We start from the raw sequence: 22,686 nt of genomic DNA, 5'->3' as shown, positions 1-22,686 counted from the left end.
GTCGGAGATGGGGGCCGGGTGTCCGGTCCGCCGGGTCAGAGGGTGGTCAGCCAGGCCGTCGTGTGACGGGGGCGGCGCAAGTGGACTGTGTGAAGCGGGGCGAAGCGGGGATCGCGGAGACGGCACTCGATTTCACGGTGGCGGGCTTTGTGCTGCGTCCAGGCCCACCAGGCCGGGTGTTCGCGGCTCAGCCAGCCCGTCCAGGTTTCCCTGTTGCCGCCGAAGAGGACCTCGCGGGTGACGGTGCGGCGCAGGGACCGGCGCAGGACGCGGGGCATGATGACGTGTTTGGGGTAGTCGAGCCAGATCACGGTGTCGGCGCGGTCCCACAGGAGGTCACGGACTTCGGGATATCCGAGGGAGTCGATGATCCAGCGAGGTCCGCGAGTGAGCTCCGAGACGTCTTCGGCCAGCCGGCTGTTGGTGGCCCAGCTGGGGCCGTTGAAGTACAGCGCGTCCATTTCGTGGTACGGCAGGCCCAGGCGGCTGCTCAGGTTTCGGGCGAGGGTGGACTTGCCCGCGCCGGTCACGCCCACCACCAGGATCCGTTTCACCGCTGCACCCTATCCCGGCGCCCGGGAAGGGGCGTTTCCTGCCCCACGCCTTATCCACATGTATTGACGATGGCTCAGCGGCAACCGCCCACAGTTACAAAGGCCGGGCGCTCTGACGCCGCGAAACGGCGTCCGCCCTCCCTCAGTTCGTAGCCCAGGGGCTTCAGATTTCCTGCACCGGCGGAGGCCGGAGGATCTGAACGAACCGGCAGAACGTGGGAGATCGGCCCGGTCAACCCGAGCTTCGAGCCGTTCTGACCCGACCTGGGTCCGTGCCGCTGACCGAGCGACTGGACGCTTAATCGGCGTATCGGTCTTGGAGAGAACGACCTCTCGGGCGTCGTAAGACCCGTAGCAACCACTTTTCGGCGATCAGTTACGCCGTGCGAAGAGAATCGCTTGTGAGGTCTTGCCTTCTGGGGCCAGCAGCATCTGCGCCTCTACCGCGAATCCGGCGTGGCGTAGCCAGGTGGTCACCTGGTCAGGCTGACGACGGTGGATATGGATTTTCATCGGATGGCCCCCGTACCCCTGGGTCTTCAACCGTGATTCGTTGCCGACGTGAAAGAGGACCTGCAGCACTCCACCGGGCCGCAATGCGCGATGGAAGTGCCCGAGCACGGTGGGCAAGTCATCATCGGGGATGTGGATCAATGACTGCCAGGGCCAGCAGGCCGGCCACCGAGGCAGCGGGGAGGTCCAGGTCCGTCATCGATCCCACCTCGAACCGGAGGCCGGGATGATCGCGCCGGGCCACGTCGATCATTCCAGGAGAGAGGTCGATACCGAAGGCGTCGATACCGAGGGTGTGCAGGTAGGCGGTGACGTGTCCGGGGCCGCAGCCGACATCCGCCACCGGGCCGCCACCTGCGGCCCGCACGCTGTCGGCGAACAACGCCAACGCCGCCCGAACGTAGGTGGTCCCGGCGATGGCATCGCGTACGTGGTCGGCGTAGCTGACCGCCACGGTGTCGTACGAGGTGCGGGTGTCCGTCAACCAGTCGTCCGTCCCCATGGCCGACACGGTAGCCCACGGAGCCTGCTCCGACTGGCAGCCCATCTGCCCGCCGCCTGCGCACCTCGTTCTGGAATGACCAGTGAGTCGGCGGCAGCGTTCCGGCCCTCGATCGTCCGACGTCCGGGCAGACCGTCGAGTACGTGACGAGTGCTGACAGCAGCCCAAGCTGATCTCGCGGGGTCGTGCGGATCCGCGTGCTGGTGGCAGACCGGGTGATGCTGAGGTGCCGGCCGGCATGTGAGGAGTCAGCAGGGAAGCCTGGAACGAGAGAGGGTACCACGCGATGCCCGGCACCCTCTTGGCTCGGGCGGGTCAGAGTTGCCCGCCGGCCCGACGCGAGTTGTTACCCGCTCTTCTTACGTGCTGCCGTGGCAGCCGAGTTGGGCGTCTATCTGTGCGGCGGTTCTGGCGCCGCCACTGGTCCAGTACTGCTCTTCGGCAACGTGCGCTGCCCTGAGCTCGCGGACGTTGAAGACATCCCCGGTGCCGTCCTCGGTTCCGGCGAACGTGACGGAGATGTCGAGGTTCGCCGGCAGCGACTTCGGCTGTGTTCCTGAAGACGCTTTGCGGAAATCGTCCGCGTTCCACAACGTGACCACGCCTCGCTTTCCTTCCAGGGTCTTCGGGCCGCTCGCCCGCCACAGCAGCTTTTCGGAGTCGCTGTCGTAGACCTCGACCGTCCCCACCGTGTCCGTGGGGCAGGTCGGCATCTTGACCGAGATGCGGGAGCCATCGATCCGGGCGCCCACCAGGATGGTCGTCGCCGGGTCGGACATCCTGTAGACGCCGTACACCCACGTGCCCGCAGCGCCGAGGAGCGTCAGGGCGAGTACCGACCCGATCAGCACGAAGGGCCAGACTGGTCGTCGCCGAGGCTGGACCAACAGGGATATCCCCCCTCTTTCCATCCGGCGCGGGGTCGCCGCCTGTTGTGGCACGGACCGCTTGCTGCTCTGCTGACCGGCTATGTGACGTTGACGCCGTAGGCCCGGGCGAGTCCGTCGAGGCCGTCGGCCCAGCCTTGGCCGACGGCGCGGAGTTTCCAGACCTGCCCGCGGTTGGTGGTGTGTCGGTAGAACTCGGCGATGGCCATGGCGCGGACCTCGGGGTCGCGAGGCGGCTGGAAGGTCCAGGCGGCCCCGGTGGCACAGTCCATGTGCAGAGCGGAGTGGGTGAGGGCGCCGCAGGTGGCGCCGGTGTCGACGTCCATGTTGACGGCGACCGTGACGCGCTGGACGTGGGCGGGCAGGGCGACAAGATGAAGGGCCGCGCGTTCGACGACGTGCGGGCCTTCGGGCTGCTTGCCCAACAGGCGGGCCGCGCCCCGCGCGGCAGAGGGCTGGTTGTAGAAGACGAAGTCCTCATCACAGGTGACCTGGCCGTTGGTCCCGGTCAGGAAGAGGGTGAGGTCGGCGTCGGCGCCGGCGAAGCTGAAAGCGATGAGCAGCCCTTGCCAGGCTTCCTCGGGCAGCTCCAGGTTCTGTCCCGGCGTGAGCGCGGTCGCGGGGGCGCGGCTCGGCAGCGCGGGAGCGTGGGTGGGCACCGGGGGAGCCTGGGTGGGCGCGGGGGGAGCGGGCGGCGGCGTCGGAGGGGCGGTCTGGGCTTTCCACTCGGCGAAGGTGCGGATCCGGTAGCGGTCCGGCAGGGGAGCCGAGTGCGCGGCAGGGACGTTGGCGCGCAAGTCCCCATCGAGGTCGGCCAGGGTCCCCTCGCCGGATCCGGCGTCGTCCTGTGCGTGGTCGAGAAGGCTCTGCAGGCCGGGTAGCCGGCTGGTGTCCAGTGGCTTGATGGCACTGGACAGATTCCCGGAAGCGGTAGTGGTGACCGAACAGGCCACGTCCTGGCCGATGTCGAGGAACCGCAGCGCGTCGGTCGGCTCCCGCCAAGGGCCGGCTTCGACGGCCTGCCGCGTCCAGCGGCCGTAGGCCACGAACCCCAGACGCTGAGTGTCCGGCAGGCGCGTGAGCACGGCCAGGTCAACGGCCGTGATCCCCGGCGCGACAGCGAACGCTTCTTTGAGTGTGGCAACGATGTTCGACCCCATCGAGGTGAGCCACCACATGGTGCGGTCCCGCTTGCTCAGGGTCTTGAGAGTGGGGCGTCCGCCGGGGGTGACTCCTGGCATCTGAGCGGGCAGCGAGTCGATGTCCTGCTGCCGCATCAGCACGGACAGGACAGCTCCCTCGACTCCCACCGCGCAGCCAGCGGCGGCGTTGTCGGAGAAGGCGTAGTTGACCGCCTCGCACACGGTCTCCTCGTCGTTGGCGGCCAAGGCCTGCCACCACTGACCGGCCTCGGCGGTCAACTCGCCGTGGACGGCGTGCAGGCGCGCTTCCTCGGCGGCCAGGTAGGCCGGGGCGTCTTCCTCCGCCCTCCGCTTGGCCGCGGCCCGCTCGGCGCGGGCGAACACTCCCAGGCCCGCCAAGTGGTGGGCCTGGGCCTCTGCCAGGGCCCAGGCCAGGCTCAGCTGCTGGGGCCCGGGCACCACCGGCGGCCGGGCCGGGGCGAAGGACTGCAGGTGGACACTGGTCGTCTGCTGCCGCAGCTCCGTCAACTGGGCGATCGCCGCATCCCGTTCCGCCTCCTGCTGGGCCCGCTCGGCCTGTCGACGGGCACGCTCCAGCTGCGCTGCGGACGGGGCGACGGTCCGCGAGCGGGTCGTACTGGTACGGCGGCGCCCTCCGCCCAGGGAACTGGAGGCATAGAGCGGGCCCACTCCCGAAGAGATCCGTGTACCGCCGCTGCCCATGCTGATGCGCGCCGCGCGGGGCCCCACGGAGGTCCGCACACCCCGGGTCGAGACCCGCACACTCATCCCCGGCACACCCACACGAAAGCCGAAAGCCATGGTTCCTCTCCGTTCCTGCCTTCCTCACGCAAGGCACACTGCTCGCGACGTGCCCCCTCCGCCGCCAGATCGCACCCCGGCCGCCCCGCACGGCAGGGCCGCGCTCCGATCGGCAGGACCCCTGAGGTCTGGCGAGCCGACGGCTCTACCCCGGGTCTGTGCCATTCCGCCCGCCCGCCGCCGCGGCGCGGTGGCTCAGCAGCGGTCCCGCGGCGCGCCCGCTACCTGTAGAAGACGGCGACACCGCCGTGATGGGAACACGCTCCCTGGTGATGGGCGGCGTAGCTGTAGGTGCCGTCATTGCACAAGGCGGTAGCCCCTGCCGCACCCCCCGTGCCGCCGGAACTCGACGAGCCTCCCGATGACGAGCCTCCCGATGACGAACCACCGCTGCCGCTACCCGAGGAGCCCGAACTCGACTTGTGCGTGGCCACCGACGCCGGCTTGGCCGTCTTGGTCACCGTGACCGTGGGGGCCGGCGCCGCCGACTTCGTCATGGTGACCGTCGGGGCCGGCGCCGCCGTCTTCGTGGCGGTCGCGGTGACGGTGACCGTAGGTCGCGGCGCGGGACTGGCCGCGCTGGAGCTGCCACCACCGAACGCGGCACCGACAGCGAGCAGCGTGAAACCGCCGACCCACACGCGCTTGCGCTTGTGCAGCGGGCGAATGTCAGGCATGCGGACAGGCTCAGGTGGACGGACGGCCCACGGCCCGGGCTGGTACTGGCTCACGCGACGATCCCCCCATGACGAACACCCGGACACACGCCACGGGGTAGTCGCGTACTTTACAAAACATCCCCATAATCTGTGCAAGCCCCACGACCATCCTTGATGTTTCGTCCCCACGCTCCCGGTCGGGGAAGGCCGCCCCGCCGACCGGCCCACGGAAGCCGAACTCCTCAACGCAATGCCGGAGTTGGTCGCCCACACGTCGGATCATCGGGCTGTCTGTTCCCCTGCCCCTGCCCCTGCACGCGACCCGCACCAATCCACGTTCCGGCCCCTGCGGCGGCTTCGGTCAAGAGCTCGATCCCTTATGTATCCCGTTCAGGAAAGACGCTGGATCGCTGGGCGTATCCCGCCCTACGGTGGCGCCATGAACGAGCACTCCGAAGCGCCTGTCACGCCTGTCGAGGCCTATGAAACCCCCTACTACGTGGCTGTCTTCACCTCGGTGCGGAGCCAGGACCAGAGCGGCTACAGCGAGACCAACGCGCGTATGGAAGACCTGGTGAGGGACGTCCCGGGGTTCCTGGGGATGGACCACGCACAGACTCCCGGCGGGTTGGGCATCACCGTGGGGTACTTCCGCGACGCCGACGCTCTCACTGAGTGGCGGACCAACGCCGAGCACCGCGCGGCGCAAAAGCGTGGACAAGCGGAGTGGTACCAGAGCTACACGCTGCATGTCGCGAAAGTCGAGCGGAGCCACGGGTTCACGCGAGCGTAGGCCACCCGCGGACCCCGACAGCAGACTGACCAACCGAAGTCGCGGATCGCGCTGGGCACCGAAGCGGCGATGGTCGGCTACCGGGTCCGCTGCCCACCCGCGACCAATCTCCTCAACGAACTGGTCGAGTCCACGGACGAGGAGGCGCCGTCACCCGAGTCCGGATCGTTCCCGTGCTCCTGACGTCGTTTCGAGAAATCGAGAAGCTGACGCCTGACGCCACCGGGACCGAGGGGTCCGCGGAGGTGGCGGTTGTCCTGGGCGACACGGACAAGCACGCGGAGGCCGGGTTGGCCAGGCCGAACGAAGCCGCCGGCTTCGTCTGGGTACCGGACACGCACGTGTGCGTCGGAAACGCGGACCGCCCCGCCCAGGAACTCGCCCGTTGGCGTGAGCAGTTGGGCCTGATCGGGGTTCGGCTGCGCCCAGCGGTGCTTCCGGACGACGCCGACAGGGTTGTCCAGAAGGTTGTCCGGTGAGGAACTGGCGTCAGGTGCTGCGCAGTTGACTGGGTGCAACCGGGGCGCGATGCTGCTCCACCTCGCCCAAGTACTCGGTCATCGCGTCCCGGTTACGGGTGAGCACCTCGATCCGGTCGGTGAGCTTGTCCCGCTCCGAGGTCAGCAACGCCAGCATCTCGGGGGTGGCGTCCGGGAAGTGAATGGACCTGGGCTTGTCCAGGCACGGCAGGATCTGCTTGATGATCCGGGTCGGCAACCCCGCCGCCAGCAGACCGCGTATCTGCTTCACGCGGTCCACATACCGCTCGTCGTAGTCCCGATATCCGTTCATCGACCGATCCGGCACGATCAGGCCCTGCTCCTCGTAATACCGCAGCAGGCGCCGGGACACGCCCGTCAGGCGGGACAGTTCACCGATCCGCACATGTTCGAGAGTAGCCGGGTGGCCCGAGCTTGACCGTCACATCAATGTGAGGGTTTCACGATCAGTGCATGACGACCACAACAGCATCTCCGACAAGACGTGACGTCCTGCCCTGGTCCGCGCTCCTTGCACTGGGCACCGCGGTCTTCATCACCAGCCTGACCGAGACCCTCCCGGCGGGCGTCCTCCCGCAGATGTCCTCCTCTCTCGGCGTCAGCTCCGGTGCGGCGGGCCAGGCCGTCACCGTGTACGCCGCCGGGACAGCCCTGACCGCCATACCCTTGGCCGCTGCCACAGCGGGAATTCGGCGCAAGCCGCTGCTGCTGGGCGCCATGACCGTATTCCTGGTCGCGAACACGCTCACCGCTGCCGTGCCCGGCTACACGGTCCTGCTGGTCGCACGGTTCCTCGCCGGCGTCGCCGCCGGACTCGCGTGGGCCGTCCTTGCCGGATACGCGCGGCGTATCGCGCCTCCCGGTCAGGAAGGCCGTGCCATCGCGATCGCGATGACCGGGATCCCCCTGGCGCTGTCGCTAGGTGTTCCCGCCGGGACGCTGATCGGGCAACAGATCGGGTGGCGAGCGTCCTTCGCCGCCGTTTCGGTCATCACCACCTCCGTCCTCGGGTGGATCAGGTTCAGCGTTCCCGCCACCAGCCGGCCGACGACAACAGCTGAAGAGCCGAAGCCGACCGCCCGGCAGACGCTTCGGGTGCCTGGGGTCGCCGCCATCATGGTCGTCGTCGTGACCTTCGTCCTCGGCCACACGATCATCTACGCGTACATCGCGCCGTACCTACGGCACGCCGGCCTCGCCACCGCAGTGGACGCGATCCTGCTGGCCTTCGGCGTCGCATGCCTGGTCAGCATCTGGTACACCGGCCGTCACATCGACAGACACCTTCGAGGGCTCGCGCTGACCGCCGCGACCCTGTTCACTGTCGCCACGGCCGCCTTCGCCGTCACCACGGCACAGGCCATCGTCTGGGTGGCAGCAGTCGCGTGGGGCCTGGGATGGGGCGGTACACCCACGCTCCTTCAGACCGCAGCCGGTCAGGCCGGGATGCAACGCGGCCCAGCCATCGCCGAAACCGCGCAAGCCGTCCTGGTGACCTTGTGGAACGCGGCCATGGCACTCGGCGGCATCATCGGCGGCATACTCGTGCAGCGCGTCAGCATCACCGCCGACGCCATCGCCGCGGCAGCGCTCGGAGTCCTCAGCCTGACCGTGGTCACGCTCACGCGAAAGCATGCCTTCGCCACAGCGTCCCAGGAGGCACCATAGGTCGACTCGTCTGGCACCGGTCCCCTCGAACACCTCGGCCAGCCGTACCCCGGCCCCGCGCACCTGCGCCTCGGCCGGCGACTGGGCGAAGCGGGGACGGCGAGACGGATCCCCGCTGATGACCGTGCTTACGGCAGGAGTTGAGGTTTCGGTTCCGTGTGGAGATGTCGCTGTGAGCGCGAACTTGAGGACAGGATCGACTCGTTGGACGGCAACGCTTCCTCGCGTTCCGGCCATGTTCCCAACCGTGGTGGGAGGACGGACCAAGGCGAGAGGGCACAGGCCACAGCACAAGGCCAGCATCTGCACGAGGGCGGCCTTGAGGCTGGCCGCTCAACGGCTGCCTCTCCGGAACTCCGCCCTCTCAGGAGTGCCGGTGATAAGCCTTGTTGGCGATGCGCCAGGCGTCGTGGGCGCGGACCAGCAGGAAGACGTCGGTGAAGCTGTCCGCGCCGTGCGAGAGCGTCATGGTTGCGGTGGCGACGGTGCCGTGGACGTCGATGGCGTCGATGCGGCGGGAGCGGGTCGGTTCGTCCGGGGCCGGCCGGCCCTCGAAGAGAGCGCAGTACTCGTCCAGGGGCCACGAGACGAAGGCCCCGTCCCGGATTCCCTCGATGTGTGCGGTGGGCAGGAACGCGTCACGGAAGTGGGTGGGGTCGCCGGTGGCGTGTCCGCGGGTGTAGGCGCGGAGCGGTTCGAGCACGGCGTCCTCCACGGCGGGCACCGTGGCGACAACGGCGATGTCGGCCTCAGGGTCGGCAGGGGTGTCGGCCAGGTTGGCTGCGCCGCGCAGGGGTGTGTTCGACGCGGCGGCCAGCAGAGCCATGTCCTTGGCCAGCGCACCGATCGTGAAGTCGGCCGTGCCAGCGTCCGACTGGCCGACGAGGAAGGGTCGTTTGCGGGCCGCGAGCCCGCCGAGTTGGCCGAGTTCGAGGACGTCCAGCGCCTGGGCGCGGGACAGGCCGAGGGCGTCGGCTTGCCGCAGCGAGTCACGCAGCGCGAGGACGGCACCGGCGAGGCTGTTGTTGGCGATCAACTTGAGCGCGGCGGCGGTGGAGGCGTCGTCGACGCACCGCACGGTGCCCAGCGTTTCCAGAACCGGTCGGACTCGATCGAGCGCGTCTTGGCCGGCGGCGGTGAGAATCTGCAGGGCACCAGCGGCAGCAGCCGGCACAGAGCCGATCACCGGCGCATGGACGTAGGGCGGGCCGATCTGCCGGGCCAGCTCCGACGCTTCGGCGGGGGCGATGGTGCTGGTGTTCAGCACCATCGCATCCGGTCGCAGCGAGTTCCGGACGTCGTCAAGGACCTGCTGGCAGGCCGGACCGTCGAACAACGCCAGGAGCACGAGGTCAGCCTTCGCCACAGCCTCGTTCGGATCGCCGGTCATCTTGACGGCGCCCGATGTGCGCCCGGAGCGTGTCCAGCCAACGACGTCCCAGTTCTGGGCAGCCAGTCGTGTCGCGATCGCGCCGCCCATGCGCCCCAGGCCGAGCACGGCGATCGTGTGCGGTGTGGTCATGCACGCCAGAGTGGTGCACGGCGATGACTGCGACAAGCGCAGATTTTGCAGGCCAGCCCTGCGGGATGCGCATACTGGCTGGTCATACTGGTTCCATGGATCTGACGGTGTGGCGGACCTTCGTGACCGTGTGCCGACTCGGGTCGCTGTCGGCCGCGGCCGCGGAGCTCAATCACACGCAGTCGGCCGTCTCCCGGCAGATCGCCGGGCTTGAGCGGCAGCTCGGCGTGCCTCTGATGGAGCGCCATGCACGCGGTGTGCGTCCGACGCCCGCCGGCGAGGTGTTCCGGCGCCACGCCCTGGCCACGCTCAACGAGGCCGACCGCGCCGTTCGTGCCGCACGAGACGTTCGTGACGGGGCATATGACCGGCCGTTGGTGGTCGGTGCGACACCCTCTCTGGCCGCAGGGATCGTCCCCGAGGCCATCCGGAGCCTGCTGGAGCACGCTGGATCCATCCGCTGGAGCCTGCTTCCCGGCCTGAGCGCACAACTGCACAACCGCGTGATCGCCGGCGATCTCGACATGGCCGTCGTCACCGATGCACCGCCAGGGCTCCCCAATGACCCGCGGGTCGACCGACGGTTTCTCGGGCTGGACGACATGGTCGTCGTCCTGCCCGTCGGCCATCCGCAGGCCGGGGGCGACCCGGTGCACATGCAGATGCTGGCCGACCAGACCTGGGTCGAGGACAACGACGGCTCGGCGGCGCTCCTGCGCCAGCACGCCGCCCGCGCCGGAGTCAGCGCCCGCATCGACCTCACCGCGGCCGATCTGCTCGGCAAGCTGGCCCTGGTCGCAACTGGCCACGCCATCGCGCTGATACCCGGGGTGCTGACGTGCGCGCTGCGGACCGACGTCACCACAGTGGCCCTCGTCGATCCCCCGGCCCGCGGCATCTACACGATCACACCACGCCGTGACCCCCACCCCTGGGCAGCGCCCCTGCTCGACCAGCTCGCCGCAGCCTTCGCGGGGCCTCGGCGCTGAACGGCTGCTTGTGGTGGTTCTGCGGCGGCCCCTGTGATCGCGTGGCGTCTCCCAGTGCGGCCGCAACTGCATCGACTACGCCCTGATCGAGCCTCAGTTCCGGCGCCTGACGCGCGTGGCTGTCTCCGTGGGCGAGGGCGCCATCTCGAGCAGGGGAACACCGCGAAATTCAATGCTCTGCTCACGAACGCGGTGATCTTCCACAACGCCCTGGACATCGCCGAGCTCGTGCGCCAGCTCCAGGAGGAGGGCTACGCCATCGAGCCCGAGGACCTGGCCCACATCTCGCCGTACCTGACCGAGCACATCAAGCGGTTCGGCGAGTACGGCACCCATGAGCTCGGCATCCCGCCGGAGGCATACGACCCGAAGCCGAGGGATTTCACACGGCTCTGGGGGAGAACCTCACCAGCGAGTGCTTCGGTCAGGCGGTCTGACCGAGCAGAGGAAGGGGACCGTGGCGCGTCAGGGGTCTCGCTGGTCGAAGCGTATCCGCAGGTCGCCGCGATGTGGCCCGAGGAGGGCAACGGCTGGCTGACGCCGCAGAAGGCGACGCCGAAAATGCGGGTCGCGGTGGGGTGGCGGTGTGCGGCCGGGCACGAGTGGGAGGATCGGGGCTCCAACCGCACCGCGATGCCGAAGTGGAAGAACGGCGATGTCGCCGCCTGCCGCGAGTGCGTCGGCTACCGGGTCTCCCGCACCTTCCCCGTGTGCGGGCAGACCGTGAGGGTGCGGGTGCTCGCGCCCTTCGGGCAGGAAGCGACGGAGCCGACAGGCGGCCAGGTCGGTGTAGCCGCCGCGGTCCGCCAGGCGGTGCTCGGGCTGGTCGACGAGGTGATCAGCGTGCGCGCAGGCGTACCGGCACAGCGCGGTCAGTGAACCGCTGACTCTCTGAGTGCGGCGTTACGAAACCAGCAATGGATGCCGTGTGACAGGCAGGACGGACTGATCCTCGGCGGTTCGCTCCGCCTGGCTGATCTCGGCCCAGACGGCGTCGAGAGACAGGCCGAGGGTGTCGGCGATCGCTGCGATGGTCGGGAAGGCGGGGGTAGCCACGCGGCCGGATTCGATCTTCCGCAGAGTTTCCGGCGAGATGTGCGAAGCGAGCGCCACGTCCAGCATCGAGCGGCAGCCCCGGGCTCGGCGGAGCAGAGCGCCAAGGCGCTGTCCGCGTTCTACCTCGGCGGGGGTGAGCGGCAACCTGACCATGACCCCATTCTAATACCGGTACAGTTAGACCGGGATAGTTATTGGACTTACGTGAGAGGCCCCCATGATTGAGCTCCTGAACTCGGCGCGGCTCGAGCGGGCGAGGGACACCGGCGCCCTGGTCGGAAACATCCTGCACAGGCTGAAGCAGCGCAGCACGGTCGGGACGAACCTGCTGGACATCGACCAGTGGGCCAAGGAGATGATCACCGAGGCGGGGGCGCAGTCCTGCTACGTCGACTACGCGCCTTCCTTCGGGCGCGGCCCGTTCGGGCACTACATCTGCACGGCCGTCAACGACGGAGTGCTCCATGGGCGGCCTCACGACTACACGCTGGCAGACGGGGATCTGCTGACTCTCGACCTCGCCGTAGCCAGGGGCGGGGTGGCCGCGGATGCCGCGATCAGCTTTCTGGTGGGCAAAGCCAGGCCGGCGGAGAGCGTCGCGATGATCGAGGCGACCGAACGTGCACTCGCCGCCGGCATCGCCGCCGCCAAGCCCGGGGCGCGCATCGGCGACCTCTCCCACGCCATCGGCACGGTCCTCAGCAAGGCGGGCTACCCGATCAACACCGAGTTCGGAGGCCACGGCATCGGCTCGACCATGCACCAGGACCCACACGTCGCGAACACCGGGCGGCCCGGCCGCGGATACAAGCTGCGCCCCGGGCTGCTGCTCGCCCTCGAGCCCTGGGTCATGGCCGACACCGCCACACTCGTCACCGACGCCGACGGGTGGACGCTGCGCAGCGCGACAGGCTGCCGGACCGCGCACAGCGAGCACACCATCGCCATCACCGACAGCGGAGCCGAAATTCTCACCCGACCGTAAGGAGGGTAGCGCCGAGTCCGCCGGATGCGGCTTGAGCTGGAACTGCCGCCAGATTTGGCCCACGCTCGACTTCGACAGGCCACAGTGCTGCGCCATCGACGTCCGCGACCAGTGGGGTGGCGTTCTTCGGCAGCTGTTCCAGCGTGGTGACTACCACCACCTTCACCTGATCAACGCTGATGGTGGGCGGCCGGCCCGGCCGGGGCTCGTCGACCAGTCCGTCCAGCCGCTCGGCAAGGAAACGCCGCCGCCCCTTGCGGACGGTGTCCGCGGGCACCCGCAGGTCCCGGGCAACCGCGACACCCGGCGGTACCTCCGGTTCCGCACACGCCGGCACGATCCGGCGTCCGCAGAGCCAGGGCCTGGGCCGATGTCGCCCGACGCGCCAAGACTGGCTCCCCCCGTGATCCGTCGGACGGAACTTGGAACTCAGGGGTGCATGACGATCTTTCCCACATGCACCCTGCGGGAGAGTTCATCCTGCGCCTGGGCGGCCTGGTCCAGTGAGAAGGTCGCGGCGATGACGGGCTGGATCTCTGCCCGACGAGCCAGCTCCATGAGGAGGTCGAAGTGCGTGGGCGTGTGCATCGCGGAACCGATGACCTGGGCGTTGTGCAGGTAGAGACGGCGCACATCAAAGGTCACGCCGTATCCACCGAGTGCGCCGGCGATGACCCACCGGCCCCCTTCGCGCAGCAGCGGCAGCCCTTCACTCACCAGCTCGCCGGCCACGACGTCGAGTGCGACGTCGATGCCCTCCGGGGCAGCGGCGCGGATCGGCTCGACGATGCCTCCTGCGCGGTCGATGACTTCGTGCGCGCCCGCTTCGCGCACCGCGTCGATCTTGGGTCCACTACTGATGGCGATCACCCTTGCGCCGCGCGCGCGGGCGATCTGCACCAGCGCGAGGCCGACGCCGCCGGACGCTCCCGAGACCAGGGCGGTTTCTCCCTTCCGTAGTCGGCCTCGCTCGATCATGCCCAGCGCCGTGCCGTAGGCGGTCGGCAACGTCGCGAGCTGCTCGTCCGTGAGCGGAGATTCCGTCACATCGTGCACACGCTTCACCGGCGCTGTCACGTACTCGGCGTATCCGCCGTCGCGTTCGCTCCCCATCAGGCCCACCGGGTTGGCGTCCGGCCCTTCGGTGTCGTAGATCGCGGGGTCGACGACCACTCGGCGTCCGACGAGGCCCCTCTCCCCTCCGGTCCCGACGGCCACGACACGGCCGGCCACGTCAGCGCCCTGGATGCGCGGGAAGTCGATCGGGCCTCGCCAGCCCGACAGCGCGTTCGGATCGTCCGGGCGGCCGTAGGCGCCCTCCCGGGTCCACAGGTCGGTGTTGTTCAGCGCTACCGCGCCGACCTGGACCAGCACCTCTCCCGCCCGCGGGGCAGGGACGGCGACCTCCGTCAGCTCAAGAACCTCCGGCCCTCCGTGCCTGGTGATGCGCACCGCTCGCATGAGACCGGACACACCCATGGCTTGAACCTCCTCGCAGGTATACTGGTCTGTGAACGTCTCTCACCGTACACCGATCAGTGAAGGGTCCGTCGTGCAGGAAGCGCGGCCTATGACGCCAGCCGGCCGCCGCATCGTGGCGGCCGCCGACGAGTTGTTCTACAACCGCGGAATCACAGCGGTCGGCGTGGATCTGATCGCTGAGCACTCAGGCGTAACCAAGCGAACCCTGTACAACCAGTTCGGTTCGAAAGACCACCTCGTGGCGGTCTATCTCACGGAACGCGACCAGCGCTGGCGGTCGCTCGTTCTTGCCGCCGTTGACGCCAGCGACACTCCCGCCAAGGCCGTCACCGCACCCTTCGAGGCACTGCGGACCTGGAGCGAGACCAACACCCGCGGATGCGCCTTCATCAACGCACTGGCCGAACTCCCGGACCCCTCACATCCTGCATACCGCATCGCCGCGAACCAGAAGCTCTGGCTGCTGAACCTGTTCGAGGAACTCGCCACCACGGCGGGCTGCTCGCGCCCGGCCACCCTCGCCACTCAACTCCTCGTGCTGCACGAGGGCGCTGTCGCCACGCAGCCCCTCTCGCTCGACAGCCTTCCGGAGAGCACCGACCTGGCACGAGTCCTGGTTCAAGCCAGCACATCGCCCCGCCAGTAGAGCGGTGTCGACAAGGTGCTGTCGTTCGTCCCCGCGCACATCGTCCCGCTGCGGGGCGACGGCCAGTCGACCGTGGCGGTCTCGGCCTTCGCGGCACAGCTGACGGCCCAGTTCACCACGGCCGGCGGCACGCCGGTGGGGGCAGGGCCTCACTGCTCGAACGGCTCGCCGGCCCCGGTCACTTCGTCGCCGGCGCCCACCTGGACTGGCCAGGAATCGGACGCGTCGTGGGAGACGGCCACGGCTATGCACTGGAGTACCGCACCGCCGGCGTGTGACAGCTCGGGCAGCCCCCACGCCACAGCACAGCGAAGGCCGTGGGAGACGTCGACCCGGACTTCGGCGACGACGACGGCTTCGACCAGTTGTCCGTGCGGTTGTTGACGCGGACCCAAGCCGACGGAAAAGTTCTCCGTCGGCGCGTGCGCTGCCGCGGTCAGTGCTCGCGTGCTCGCAGGCGACGCAGCATGCGCGGGTCCTCGAAGCCAACCGCGCGGGCGGCGGCATCGACCGTGGCGCCGTGGGTGAGGAGGTGCTCGGCGCGTTCGAGACGGAGGGTCTGCTGATAGCGCAGCGGGGTGAGGCCACCGGTGGCGCGGGTGAAGAGGCGAGTGAGGGTACGTTCGCTCACTCCCACGGTCGCGGCCAGGGTGGACAGGGGCAGCGGCTGGTCGAAGCGGGCGTCGAGCAGGTCCTGGGCGTGGTGGACGGTGTCATCGAGGTGGGATCGGTACCTGAGCATGGCGCTGGCTTGCGGGTCATGGCCGTTGCGCCGGGCGTAGACGACCATGTCCCGGGCCACCTGCGCGGCTAGGGCAGGGCCGTGCCGGGTGGCGATCAGGTGCAGGGCCAGGTCGATGCCACTGGCGATGCCGGCCGATGTCACGACCCGGTCGTCGGCGGTGTACAGAACATCGCGGATGACCGTCGTCCTGGGGTAGCGGCGGGCGAGCTCGTCCTGCACATCGTGGTGGGTGGTGCAGCGGCGGCCGTCGAGCAGGCCGGCCCGGCCGAGCGCCTCGGCTCCGGCGCAGACGCTGGCAACCGTGCCGCCCCTGGCGTGGTGGTCCCGCAGGGACTCCAGGGAGGCCGCGCCGATGGCAGGGCCGCCTGCCAGGGTGGGCGCGCGCCAGCCGGGCACCACGATCATGTCCTCGGGGCCGAGCTCGGGCCAGTCGAGCCCGGCCGCCAAGGGCAGGCCCTGAGCGGTGGGGAGCAGCGGCTGCTCGGCGACGTAGCTGAGCGTGTAGGGCTGCCCGAAGTCGGCGGCCGTGGAAAAGACCTGTGCCGGACCTGCCAGGTCCAGCAGATGGAGTCCGGGCACCAGAAAGAAGGCGATGTGGCTCACGATCCGGTCATCATGCCCGAGATCCGGCCGAAGCCTCCAGCTGCCCGACGGTGGCGATGGTGGCGAAGCGTCCGGCGAGGGCGTACTCGGTGCGCCTGATGATCTCCTCGGCGCTCAGGGTGCGGGGGTCCGACAGCAGGTCGGCCACGCTCTGGTCGGCGGGTGCGTCACGGTGCGGGATGGGGTTGGTCGCGGTGGCGTCGACGACGAAAGTGACCGAGTAGCCGAAGTCGCTCGCGACGCGGGTGGTGGTCTCCACGCACTGCTCGGTTCGGATGCCGCAGACGGTGAGCTCGTGGATGCCGCGCTCGGTGAGGAGTTGTTGCAGGTTGGTGGTGGTGAACGCGTTGTGCGAGGTTTTGTGGATCAGTGGCTCCGTGTCCAGGCGCTGCAGCTCCTCCATCAGCCGGACATGGCCGAGGGCGGGGTCGAAGACATCGCCGCTGCCGGGCTCGCAATGCAGTACCCACACCACCAGGTCGCCGGCCTGGCGGGCGAGCCGGACCAGTCGGTCCACCTGGTCGGCGATCTTCGGGTTGGAGATGGTCTCCCACAGCGGGCGGGCGCGGAAGGATTCCTGGACGTCGATGACGATCAGCGCTCGTGTCATGCACCCAAGCCTGACCGTCGGGGCTGGAGCGGCGAAAGGTCGCATCGGGTCCGGGTGCGGACCGATCCGGTCACCGTGGACCCGTGGACCCGTGGACCCGCGGACCCGTGAACACGCGCTGCGCGTTCGCCACCGCGCTCCCTTTCCGAGGGGAGCAGGGCCCCAGCGCCCGGAGGCGGGGTCCGTACAGGGAAAGCCCCGGCTGGACGGGGGAGGCCAGCCGAGGCCGAAGGTGGTGGCGTGCGGAGGGCGGTCGCCTCTCGGCGGGGTGCTCCATGGGGCTTCAGCCGGACGATCGTCCCCATGGGCTGTAGGTGAGGCCCGGGGACACTGTCCCCTCCGCAGCCACGCACGGAAGAACAGCCAACTGGCCCTGTCTGTTCCTCCGTTGACGCCGTCCGGCCGTGTGAACTGCAGCACGTCGTGGGGCCCTACGTCTCACGAGCGACACCGGCCAGCCAGTTCTACGTCTCCGTCGAACGGCTGCACGTGGCCGAGTCGATCCGTGACCGGTTCGTCGACGCGCTCGTCACCCGTTCCAGTCACCTGAGACCCCCCGCGCGAGCCCCCAAACCGGACGAGTCCTGGCATCGGCTCGGCCAAGGACGGCACCCGGTGCCGGGCAGCATGGCGACGGACCGGAAGGGATCGAGATGGTCGCGGGAAGGGAGGGGTGCCGGGGCCCTTCCCGATGGCATGCTACGCGGCGTCCTGTGACGCGGACAGCCAGGCACGGTAGCGGCGCAGGGCCCGTCGCTGCCTGCGCTGCTCGGAGACGAGGGCGAACGCCGGGTGGGTGCGGGGCGTGGGGCGGCTTCCGCGGGCGATGCGCCGCATCTGGTGGCGGACCTGCGCCATGCCCGCGGCCGAGGCGAGCGCCTTGTCGGACCAGGTCACCGGCCGAAGCTGTGCGTCGGCCTCGTGTCCCCGGCGCCAGCGGTCGGCGAGGTCCGGAGTGACGGCGAGGGCCGTGCCCATTCCGATGATCTCCACGCCGCTGTCGAGGACCGTCTCGGCGGTGGCGTGCCGGGTGATGCCCCCGGTGAGCATCAGCGGCAGCGGGCTGGTCTTGACCAGGTCTTTCGCCAGATCGAGGAAGTACGCCTCGCGGGCCTGAGTGCGCGAGTCGGCGGGCCGGCCCGACATCGCCGGGCTCTCGTAGCTGCCGCCGGACAGTTCGACCAGGTCGACGCCGAGCGGTGTGAGCATCTCGATCACCTGACGCGCGTCGTCGGCGTCGAAGCCGCCACGCTGGAAGTCGGCGGAGTTGAGCTTCACCGCGACCGCGAAGGACGGGGAGACGGCGGCACGCACGGCGCGGACGATGTCCAGCAGCATCCGGGCCCGGTTCTCCAGCGATCCGCCCCACTGGTCGGTGCGCTTGTTGACCAGGGGGGAAAGGAACTGCGACAGCAGGTAGCCGTGCGCGGCGTGGACTTCCACGCCGTCGAAGCCCGCCTGCTCGGCGCGTTGGGCCGTGACGGCGTACCGGGTCACGGTGGCCTGGATCTGCTCGGGCGTCATGGCGACGGGGCGGCCGAAACGGCCACTGTGCTTGCCCAGGTCGACGGCGACCGCGGACGGACCCCAGACAACGCCGGGCATGTCGGATCCGATCTGGCGGCCGGGGTGGTTGATCTGCATCCAGATCGCCCCGCCACCCGCCTTTCCGGCCTTGGCCCATTCGATGAACGGCTCGAGCGGTGCCGCCTCGTCGAGGACCACGCCGGCGGGACCGGTCAGCGCCTCGGCGTGGACCATGACGTTGCCGGTGATCAGGAGTCCGGTGCCACCGGCGGCCCAGCGCCGGTACAGCCCGAACAGCTCCTTGCCCGGGAGTTGGCCGCTTCCGGCCATGTTCTCCTCCATGGCCGCCTTCGCGATCCGGTTGTTCAGCACCTGCCCGGAGCGCAGGGACAAGGGCGAGAACAGCTTGCTGGTCATCCGAGTTCTCCTCTCGATCTCGATCGCCTACGATGTATACGGCGTTCACATTAGGGCAATGATGTAAGCGCCGTAAACATGAGGGAGTGTGAGCTATGCCGCAAGCGAGCAGTTCGTATCACCACGGTGATCTGCGCGCTGCCTGTCTGCGCGCCGCGCGGGAACTGCTGGAGGAGGACGGCAGTGCCGGCCTGTCCCTGCGGGCGGTGGCGCGGCGGGCCGGCGTGTCGGCGACGGCTCCCTACCGCCACTACGCGGACCGTGACGCGCTCGTCTCCGCCGTCGCCGCGCAGGGCTACCGCGAACTCGCCGAGTACCTGGCCGCGGCGCATCCCTCGCCCACGACCCCCGACGGGTTCGCGGCGGTCGCCGTCGCCTACGTCCGTTTCGCGCTGGAGCGCCCGGCGCTGTTCCGGGTGATGTTCGCGGAGCCCTGCGACCCGAACAGCGAGGAGCGGGTGAGCGCGGCCGCCGCCGTCTCCGAATGCGTCCGCGGTATCGTCCGCGGCGCCTTCCCCGGCGCCGATCCTGACGCACTGTCGGTCACGGTGTGGGCTCTCGTCCACGGACTGGCGTTCCTGCACCTCGACGGCAAACTCGACACCTCCAGCCCCGAGGTGGTCGCCGATCAGGTGCAGGCGGCCGTCCACGCGCTCTTCACCGCTACCGCGGCGGTGCCACGGACGACGGCGGCCGCACCGTACGACCAGGCATAGCGGGTCCCGTGGCGCCGGAGGCGCGGGTCGGCGAAGGGGCGGCGAGGAAGGCGCTTTGCGCGGTGTCGCGAGCGGACCGGCGCCACCGGTCCGGTGTCCGCGGACACCCGCGAAGTGACGGCCGGTGTATCAGGTGTCAGGCACCCCTCAGGTGAACACTTTTGGTCGCCTTCGGCGCGCATGACCTCACCGAGAACGAGGCGTGGCGGACGGCGGAGACGCGGGACCGCTTGCGCCTGGTCATCAGGGACACCTCCCTCCATGGCACGGGAACCGTGCGGGGTGTGTCCGCGGCTCTGGCATCCGGTCGGAGGCCACGCTGGAAGATCTCAGTCACTGGGCCAGTTGTAGGGCAGAAACTTCCCGTCGAGGGTGATGACGACATGCTCGGCCCCGTCGTGGATGGCGCGCCCGATGTCCAGCTTGAAGTTGATCGCGCTCATGATCCCGTCGCCGAACTGCTCGTGGATCAGCTCTTTCAAGGCCGGCCCGTAGACCTGCAGCGCCTCATAGAGGCGGTAGATCGTCGGATCGGTCGGCACCGCGGTGGGAAGGCCGCCGCGATACGGAACGGCGGCGAGCACCGGCACAGCTTCTGCGGGCAGCTCGAGCAGCTCGGCCACCTGGCGTGCGCTGTCCGGTGGGAGCGGGTGCTGCCCGAGCAGTGCCGCGGTGGTCCACACCAGCGGCCGGCCGATTGCGTCAGCGAGCTGCTGCCACGTGAAGCCCTTGGCCAGTCTGCCGGCGACGATCGCAGCCGTTACCTCGTCGCGGTTCATGCCCGGTCGGTGGTCGCTCGGTGCCGGTTGCGCACCGCCGGACGCCGCGTCTTTCCCCGCGTCGTGCATCGCTTCGAGACCTCCCTGTCCAAGGGTCCGGTGGGTGTCGGGCCGCGAACGACCGGCCAGGCTGTTGAGGGAGTTTTCCGGCCGGTCGCCGCCTGCGACTGGTGTTCAGACGAGCGCCGGCGCGGGAGCAGGCAGGTAGGGAGTGATGTTGCCCCAGGCGCGCTCCATGTATTCCTCCTTCTCGCCGACCGGGGCCACATAGTGCAGCGCGGCGTCGGCGGCCTCCTTGCCCGCGAGGCGGGCGATGATCCAGCCGGCGAGGTAGTGCGAGGCGAGGCAGCCGCCGGCGGTGGCGATGTTGTCCTTGGCGTAGAAGGGCTGGTTGAGCACCTCGACGCCGGCGGCGACGACCCAGGGCTTGGTGGTCAGGTCGGTGCAGGCGGGGATGTCGTCGAGCAGGCCGAGCTTGGCCAGTACGAGCGCGCCGGAGCACTGCGCGGCGATGAGTTGGCGCGAGGGGTCCAGGTTGCGCAGGATGTTCATGATCGCCGGGTCCTCGACGACCTCGCGGGTGGCGATGCCGCTGCCGATGATGACGGCGTCAGCGGCGCACGCCTCCTCAAGAGTGGACATCTGCTCGATGACCACCCCGTTCCTTGACGTCACCTTGGGGTTGGGGGTGGCGATGGTGACGCGCCAGTCGTCGCTCTTGACGCGGCTGAGCACACCTAGCGCGATCAGGGAGTCGAGTTCGTTGTAGCCCTCGAAGGTGAGGATGGCGATGTGCACGGCGGCTGTCCTTTCCGGTGGGTGTCCGGGGGTGTCCGGTGGGTGGGTCTTGACGGTAGGGAGCCGCGGACAGGACAGTCAAAGAATTGTCATGCGTACAATCAGGTGCATGGCAGCCTCGCGGTACAAAGCACTGGTCGACGCGCTCGCATCCGACATCCGGACCGGCCGGCTCGCCGCCGGCGTACGGCTGCCGACGCACCGCGGGCTCGCCGCCCGCGAGGGCATCGCCGTGGTGACCGCGACCCGGGTGTACGCCGAGCTGGAGACGATGGGCTTGGTGAGCCGCGAACAGGGCCGCGGTACGTTCGTTCGAGAGATCGCGGTTCCCGCCGGCCACGGGATCGATCAGCAGGTCATCGCGACGGACGCGGTCGACCTCAACTTCAACTATCCGTCGCTGCCCGGGCAGGCCGATCTCCTTCGGCAGGCCCTGCGAGAGGTGGCCACCTCCGGTGACATCGACTCGCTGCTGCGCTACCAACCGCATCGAGGCCGCCCCCAGGACAGAGCCTCGATCGCACGGCACCTGAGGCGTCGGGGGATCACCACTGACGCGGATCGGATCCTCATCGCCAACGGTGCCCAGCACGGCCTGGCCATCACCGTCATGGCCGCGCTCAACGCCGGCGACGTCGTCGCGGTCGACGCGCTCACCTACCCGGGATTCAAGGTGCTCGCGCATGCCTTCCATCTGGACCTGGAACCCATACCCACAACCACCCACGGGCCGGACCTCGACGCCCTCGAGAAGCTGTGCGCGACCCGCCCTGTGCGCGCGATCTACACCATGCCCACCTTGCACAACCCGCTGGGCTGGGTCATGCCGGCAGCGGACCGTACCCGCCTGATCAAGATCGCTCGACAGCACGGTCCCCTCATCATCGAAGACGCCTCCTACGCCTACCTGGTCGAGGACCCTCCACCGCCTCTGGCCGCAACCGCGCCGGACATCACCGTCTACGTCTCGGGACTGTCCAAGAGCGTCGCCACCGGCCTCCGGGTCGGCTTCGTCGTCGCCCCGCCTTCCGCCGTGCCGTCGCTCGAACGCGCGATTCGGGCGACCACCTGGAACACCCCGGCCCTCACCACCGCGATCGCCTGCCGCTGGCTCGACGACGGCACGGTGGACCACTTGGAGGCGCGGAAACGAGACGACGCCAGGGCCCGCCAGGCACTCGCCGGCCAGGAGCTGGCAGGACTGCCCCTCATCAGCCACCCCTCGTCCTACTTCACGTGGCTGCCGCTGCCCGACGACGCACGCGCCGATCGCCTGACCGCCACCCTCGGCCGTCAGCACATCTCGGTAACCACGGCAGAGCCGTTCACCACCTCGATCCACACACCGCAGGCGATCCGCCTCGCCCTGGGCTCAACCGATCTGGACACCCTCCAGTCGACACTGCGCACAGTGCGACAAGTCGCCGTTGAGGACGCCTACACCTGAACGCCCGTCGATCAGCCGGTTCCTGCCCGCGCCGGCGTCTGCCCACGGGAGGTCGTCAACGCCGGAGGAGCAAGGTAATGCCGTCGAGTCGGCGCCAGCCCGATCGGCGCCCGGGCATTCTGACCGACCGACGGCTGCTACCGAGCGACGGCGCCCTGAGTGACGCCACGCCATGCACGCCATAACAGACCGAAGGCGGCCGTCCTCGATCCCCGGAGCCACCGGATGCCGCGCTCTCCGATGGGCGCCCTCTCACCCGTACTGCGGCCACGTACGGCCTTGCCGTCGGCGGCCACACCCACCAGCTCCGAGGCACCTTCGTAG

24 protein-coding genes and 2 pseudogenes are annotated in these 22,686 nt (G+C 69.3%); 10 read left to right on the top strand and 16 right to left on the bottom strand.

Annotation, left to right across the window (positions count from 1 at the left end; translation table 11 throughout):
* Positions 1 to 35: 35 nt before the first annotated feature.
* From ACZ4N4_RS28955 to ACZ4N4_RS28935, 5 genes and pseudogenes are all read right to left on the bottom strand, one after another.
* Entirely contained in the window at positions 36 to 554 is a 519-nt protein-coding gene (locus ACZ4N4_RS28955) for a P-loop NTPase family protein (RefSeq protein WP_467594107.1), read from the bottom strand.
* A gap of 372 nt (positions 555 to 926) precedes the next feature.
* A pseudogene (locus ACZ4N4_RS28950) lies at positions 927 to 1,569 on the bottom strand (class I SAM-dependent methyltransferase).
* A 359-nt stretch (positions 1,570 to 1,928) separates the two neighbouring features.
* Positions 1,929 to 2,348 carry a hypothetical protein gene (locus tag ACZ4N4_RS28945; protein WP_467594104.1) on the bottom strand — a complete coding sequence of 140 codons (420 nt, stop codon included), beginning with the start codon at positions 2,346 to 2,348 and terminating at the stop codon, positions 1,929 to 1,931.
* A 188-nt stretch (positions 2,349 to 2,536) separates the two neighbouring features.
* On the bottom strand, positions 2,537 to 4,288 hold the full coding sequence (locus ACZ4N4_RS28940) for a TerD family protein (protein ID WP_467594101.1): 1,752 nt from the start codon (positions 4,286 to 4,288) through the stop codon (positions 2,537 to 2,539).
* Positions 4,289 to 4,641: 353 nt separating this feature from the next.
* The gene (locus tag ACZ4N4_RS28935; RefSeq protein ID WP_467594098.1) at positions 4,642 to 5,097 is read right to left on the bottom strand and encodes a DUF3761 domain-containing protein; all 456 of its coding nucleotides are present in this window, start codon (positions 5,095 to 5,097) and stop codon (positions 4,642 to 4,644) included.
* 421 nt (positions 5,098 to 5,518) lie between these two features.
* On the opposite strand from ACZ4N4_RS28935, the gene ACZ4N4_RS28930 reads away from it, so the two are divergent.
* The 3 genes and pseudogenes from ACZ4N4_RS28930 (at position 5,519) to ACZ4N4_RS28920 (ending at position 6,351) form a co-directional block, all read left to right on the top strand.
* Positions 5,519 to 5,872, top strand: a complete 354-nt coding sequence (locus ACZ4N4_RS28930) for an antibiotic biosynthesis monooxygenase family protein (RefSeq protein WP_467594095.1) — start codon at positions 5,519 to 5,521, stop codon at positions 5,870 to 5,872.
* 45 nt (positions 5,873 to 5,917) lie between these two features.
* Positions 5,918 to 6,016: pseudogene (locus ACZ4N4_RS28925) on the top strand (IS21-like element helper ATPase IstB); the annotation flags it as partial.
* A 101-nt stretch (positions 6,017 to 6,117) separates the two neighbouring features.
* A complete protein-coding gene (locus tag ACZ4N4_RS28920) occupies positions 6,118 to 6,351 on the top strand; it encodes a hypothetical protein (protein ID WP_467594092.1) in 234 nt (77 codons plus the stop codon).
* Between the two features lie 10 nt (positions 6,352 to 6,361).
* Here the strand turns inward: ACZ4N4_RS28920 and ACZ4N4_RS28915 are convergent, their stop codons facing one another.
* Entirely contained in the window at positions 6,362 to 6,757 is a 396-nt protein-coding gene (locus ACZ4N4_RS28915) for a MerR family transcriptional regulator (protein ID WP_467594089.1), read from the bottom strand.
* A 68-nt stretch (positions 6,758 to 6,825) separates the two neighbouring features.
* Here ACZ4N4_RS28915 and ACZ4N4_RS28910 point away from each other — a divergent pair, with 68 nt between their 5' ends.
* Positions 6,826 to 8,040 carry an MFS transporter gene (locus ACZ4N4_RS28910; RefSeq protein ID WP_467594086.1) on the top strand — a complete coding sequence of 405 codons (1,215 nt, stop codon included), beginning with the start codon at positions 6,826 to 6,828 and terminating at the stop codon, positions 8,038 to 8,040.
* A gap of 364 nt (positions 8,041 to 8,404) precedes the next feature.
* Here ACZ4N4_RS28910 and ACZ4N4_RS28905 read toward each other — a convergent pair whose 3' ends face one another.
* Complete coding sequence (locus ACZ4N4_RS28905) at positions 8,405 to 9,562, bottom strand: nuclear transport factor 2 family protein (protein ID WP_467594083.1); 1,158 nt, start codon at positions 9,560 to 9,562, stop codon at positions 8,405 to 8,407.
* A gap of 95 nt (positions 9,563 to 9,657) precedes the next feature.
* Here ACZ4N4_RS28905 and ACZ4N4_RS28900 point away from each other — a divergent pair, with 95 nt between their 5' ends.
* Both ACZ4N4_RS28900 and ACZ4N4_RS28895 read left to right on the top strand, forming a co-directional pair.
* Complete coding sequence (locus ACZ4N4_RS28900; RefSeq protein ID WP_467594080.1) at positions 9,658 to 10,551, top strand: LysR family transcriptional regulator; 894 nt, start codon at positions 9,658 to 9,660, stop codon at positions 10,549 to 10,551.
* A gap of 33 nt (positions 10,552 to 10,584) precedes the next feature.
* On the top strand, positions 10,585 to 11,430 hold the full coding sequence (locus ACZ4N4_RS28895) for a zinc-ribbon domain-containing protein (protein ID WP_467594077.1): 846 nt from the start codon (positions 10,585 to 10,587) through the stop codon (positions 11,428 to 11,430).
* A 24-nt stretch (positions 11,431 to 11,454) separates the two neighbouring features.
* On the opposite strand, the gene ACZ4N4_RS28890 is transcribed toward ACZ4N4_RS28895, so the two are convergent.
* Entirely contained in the window at positions 11,455 to 11,760 is a 306-nt protein-coding gene (locus ACZ4N4_RS28890; RefSeq protein WP_453577012.1) for a helix-turn-helix domain-containing protein, read from the bottom strand.
* Positions 11,761 to 11,824: 64 nt separating this feature from the next.
* On the opposite strand from ACZ4N4_RS28890, the gene map reads away from it, so the two are divergent.
* A complete protein-coding gene (gene map / locus ACZ4N4_RS28885) occupies positions 11,825 to 12,592 on the top strand; it encodes a type I methionyl aminopeptidase (protein WP_467594073.1) in 768 nt (255 codons plus the stop codon).
* On the opposite strand, the gene ACZ4N4_RS28880 is transcribed toward map, so the two are convergent.
* Together ACZ4N4_RS28880 and ACZ4N4_RS28875 are read right to left on the bottom strand one after the other, a co-directional pair.
* Entirely contained in the window at positions 12,579 to 12,869 is a 291-nt protein-coding gene (locus ACZ4N4_RS28880) for a helix-turn-helix domain-containing protein (RefSeq protein ID WP_467594070.1), read from the bottom strand. The genes map and ACZ4N4_RS28880 overlap by 14 nt on opposite strands.
* A gap of 152 nt (positions 12,870 to 13,021) precedes the next feature.
* Positions 13,022 to 14,071 (bottom strand): zinc-binding dehydrogenase, encoded by a 1,050-nt coding sequence (locus ACZ4N4_RS28875; RefSeq protein ID WP_467594067.1) that lies wholly within the window; start codon positions 14,069 to 14,071, stop codon positions 13,022 to 13,024.
* A gap of 91 nt (positions 14,072 to 14,162) precedes the next feature.
* Here ACZ4N4_RS28875 and ACZ4N4_RS28870 point away from each other — a divergent pair, with 91 nt between their 5' ends.
* Positions 14,163 to 14,720 (top strand): TetR/AcrR family transcriptional regulator, encoded by a 558-nt coding sequence (locus tag ACZ4N4_RS28870; RefSeq protein WP_467594352.1) that lies wholly within the window; start codon positions 14,163 to 14,165, stop codon positions 14,718 to 14,720.
* 149 nt (positions 14,721 to 14,869) lie between these two features.
* On the opposite strand, the gene ACZ4N4_RS28865 is transcribed toward ACZ4N4_RS28870, so the two are convergent.
* The 4 genes from ACZ4N4_RS28865 to ACZ4N4_RS28850 all read right to left on the bottom strand — a co-directional run bounded on the left by ACZ4N4_RS28865 (position 14,870) and on the right by ACZ4N4_RS28850 (position 18,622).
* Entirely contained in the window at positions 14,870 to 15,115 is a 246-nt protein-coding gene (locus ACZ4N4_RS28865; RefSeq protein ID WP_467594064.1) for a hypothetical protein, read from the bottom strand.
* Positions 15,116 to 15,156: 41 nt separating this feature from the next.
* Entirely contained in the window at positions 15,157 to 16,068 is a 912-nt protein-coding gene (locus ACZ4N4_RS28860) for a GlxA family transcriptional regulator (RefSeq protein ID WP_467594061.1), read from the bottom strand.
* 10 nt (positions 16,069 to 16,078) lie between these two features.
* Complete coding sequence (locus tag ACZ4N4_RS28855; RefSeq protein ID WP_467594058.1) at positions 16,079 to 16,678, bottom strand: isochorismatase family protein; 600 nt, start codon at positions 16,676 to 16,678, stop codon at positions 16,079 to 16,081.
* A gap of 699 nt (positions 16,679 to 17,377) precedes the next feature.
* Complete coding sequence (locus ACZ4N4_RS28850; RefSeq protein ID WP_467594055.1) at positions 17,378 to 18,622, bottom strand: NADH:flavin oxidoreductase/NADH oxidase family protein; 1,245 nt, start codon at positions 18,620 to 18,622, stop codon at positions 17,378 to 17,380.
* Between the two features lie 95 nt (positions 18,623 to 18,717).
* On the opposite strand from ACZ4N4_RS28850, the gene ACZ4N4_RS28845 reads away from it, so the two are divergent.
* Positions 18,718 to 19,338, top strand: a complete 621-nt coding sequence (locus ACZ4N4_RS28845) for a TetR/AcrR family transcriptional regulator (RefSeq protein WP_467594052.1) — start codon at positions 18,718 to 18,720, stop codon at positions 19,336 to 19,338.
* A gap of 329 nt (positions 19,339 to 19,667) precedes the next feature.
* On the opposite strand, the gene cynS is transcribed toward ACZ4N4_RS28845, so the two are convergent.
* Positions 19,668 to 20,117, bottom strand: a complete 450-nt coding sequence (cynS, locus tag ACZ4N4_RS28840) for a cyanase (RefSeq protein ID WP_467594049.1) — start codon at positions 20,115 to 20,117, stop codon at positions 19,668 to 19,670.
* A gap of 174 nt (positions 20,118 to 20,291) precedes the next feature.
* The gene (locus ACZ4N4_RS28835; protein WP_467594046.1) at positions 20,292 to 20,915 is read right to left on the bottom strand and encodes a DJ-1/PfpI family protein; all 624 of its coding nucleotides are present in this window, start codon (positions 20,913 to 20,915) and stop codon (positions 20,292 to 20,294) included.
* A 109-nt stretch (positions 20,916 to 21,024) separates the two neighbouring features.
* Here ACZ4N4_RS28835 and ACZ4N4_RS28830 point away from each other — a divergent pair, with 109 nt between their 5' ends.
* On the top strand, positions 21,025 to 22,362 hold the full coding sequence (locus ACZ4N4_RS28830) for an aminotransferase-like domain-containing protein (RefSeq protein ID WP_467594043.1): 1,338 nt from the start codon (positions 21,025 to 21,027) through the stop codon (positions 22,360 to 22,362).
* Positions 22,363 to 22,686: the final 324 nt, after the last annotated feature.

It is taken from the genome of Streptomyces sp. NPDC026538 (assembly GCF_055567535.1).
Note: the sequence above shows the minus strand (reverse complement) of the source record. Positions and strands in the feature narration are given on the sequence as shown.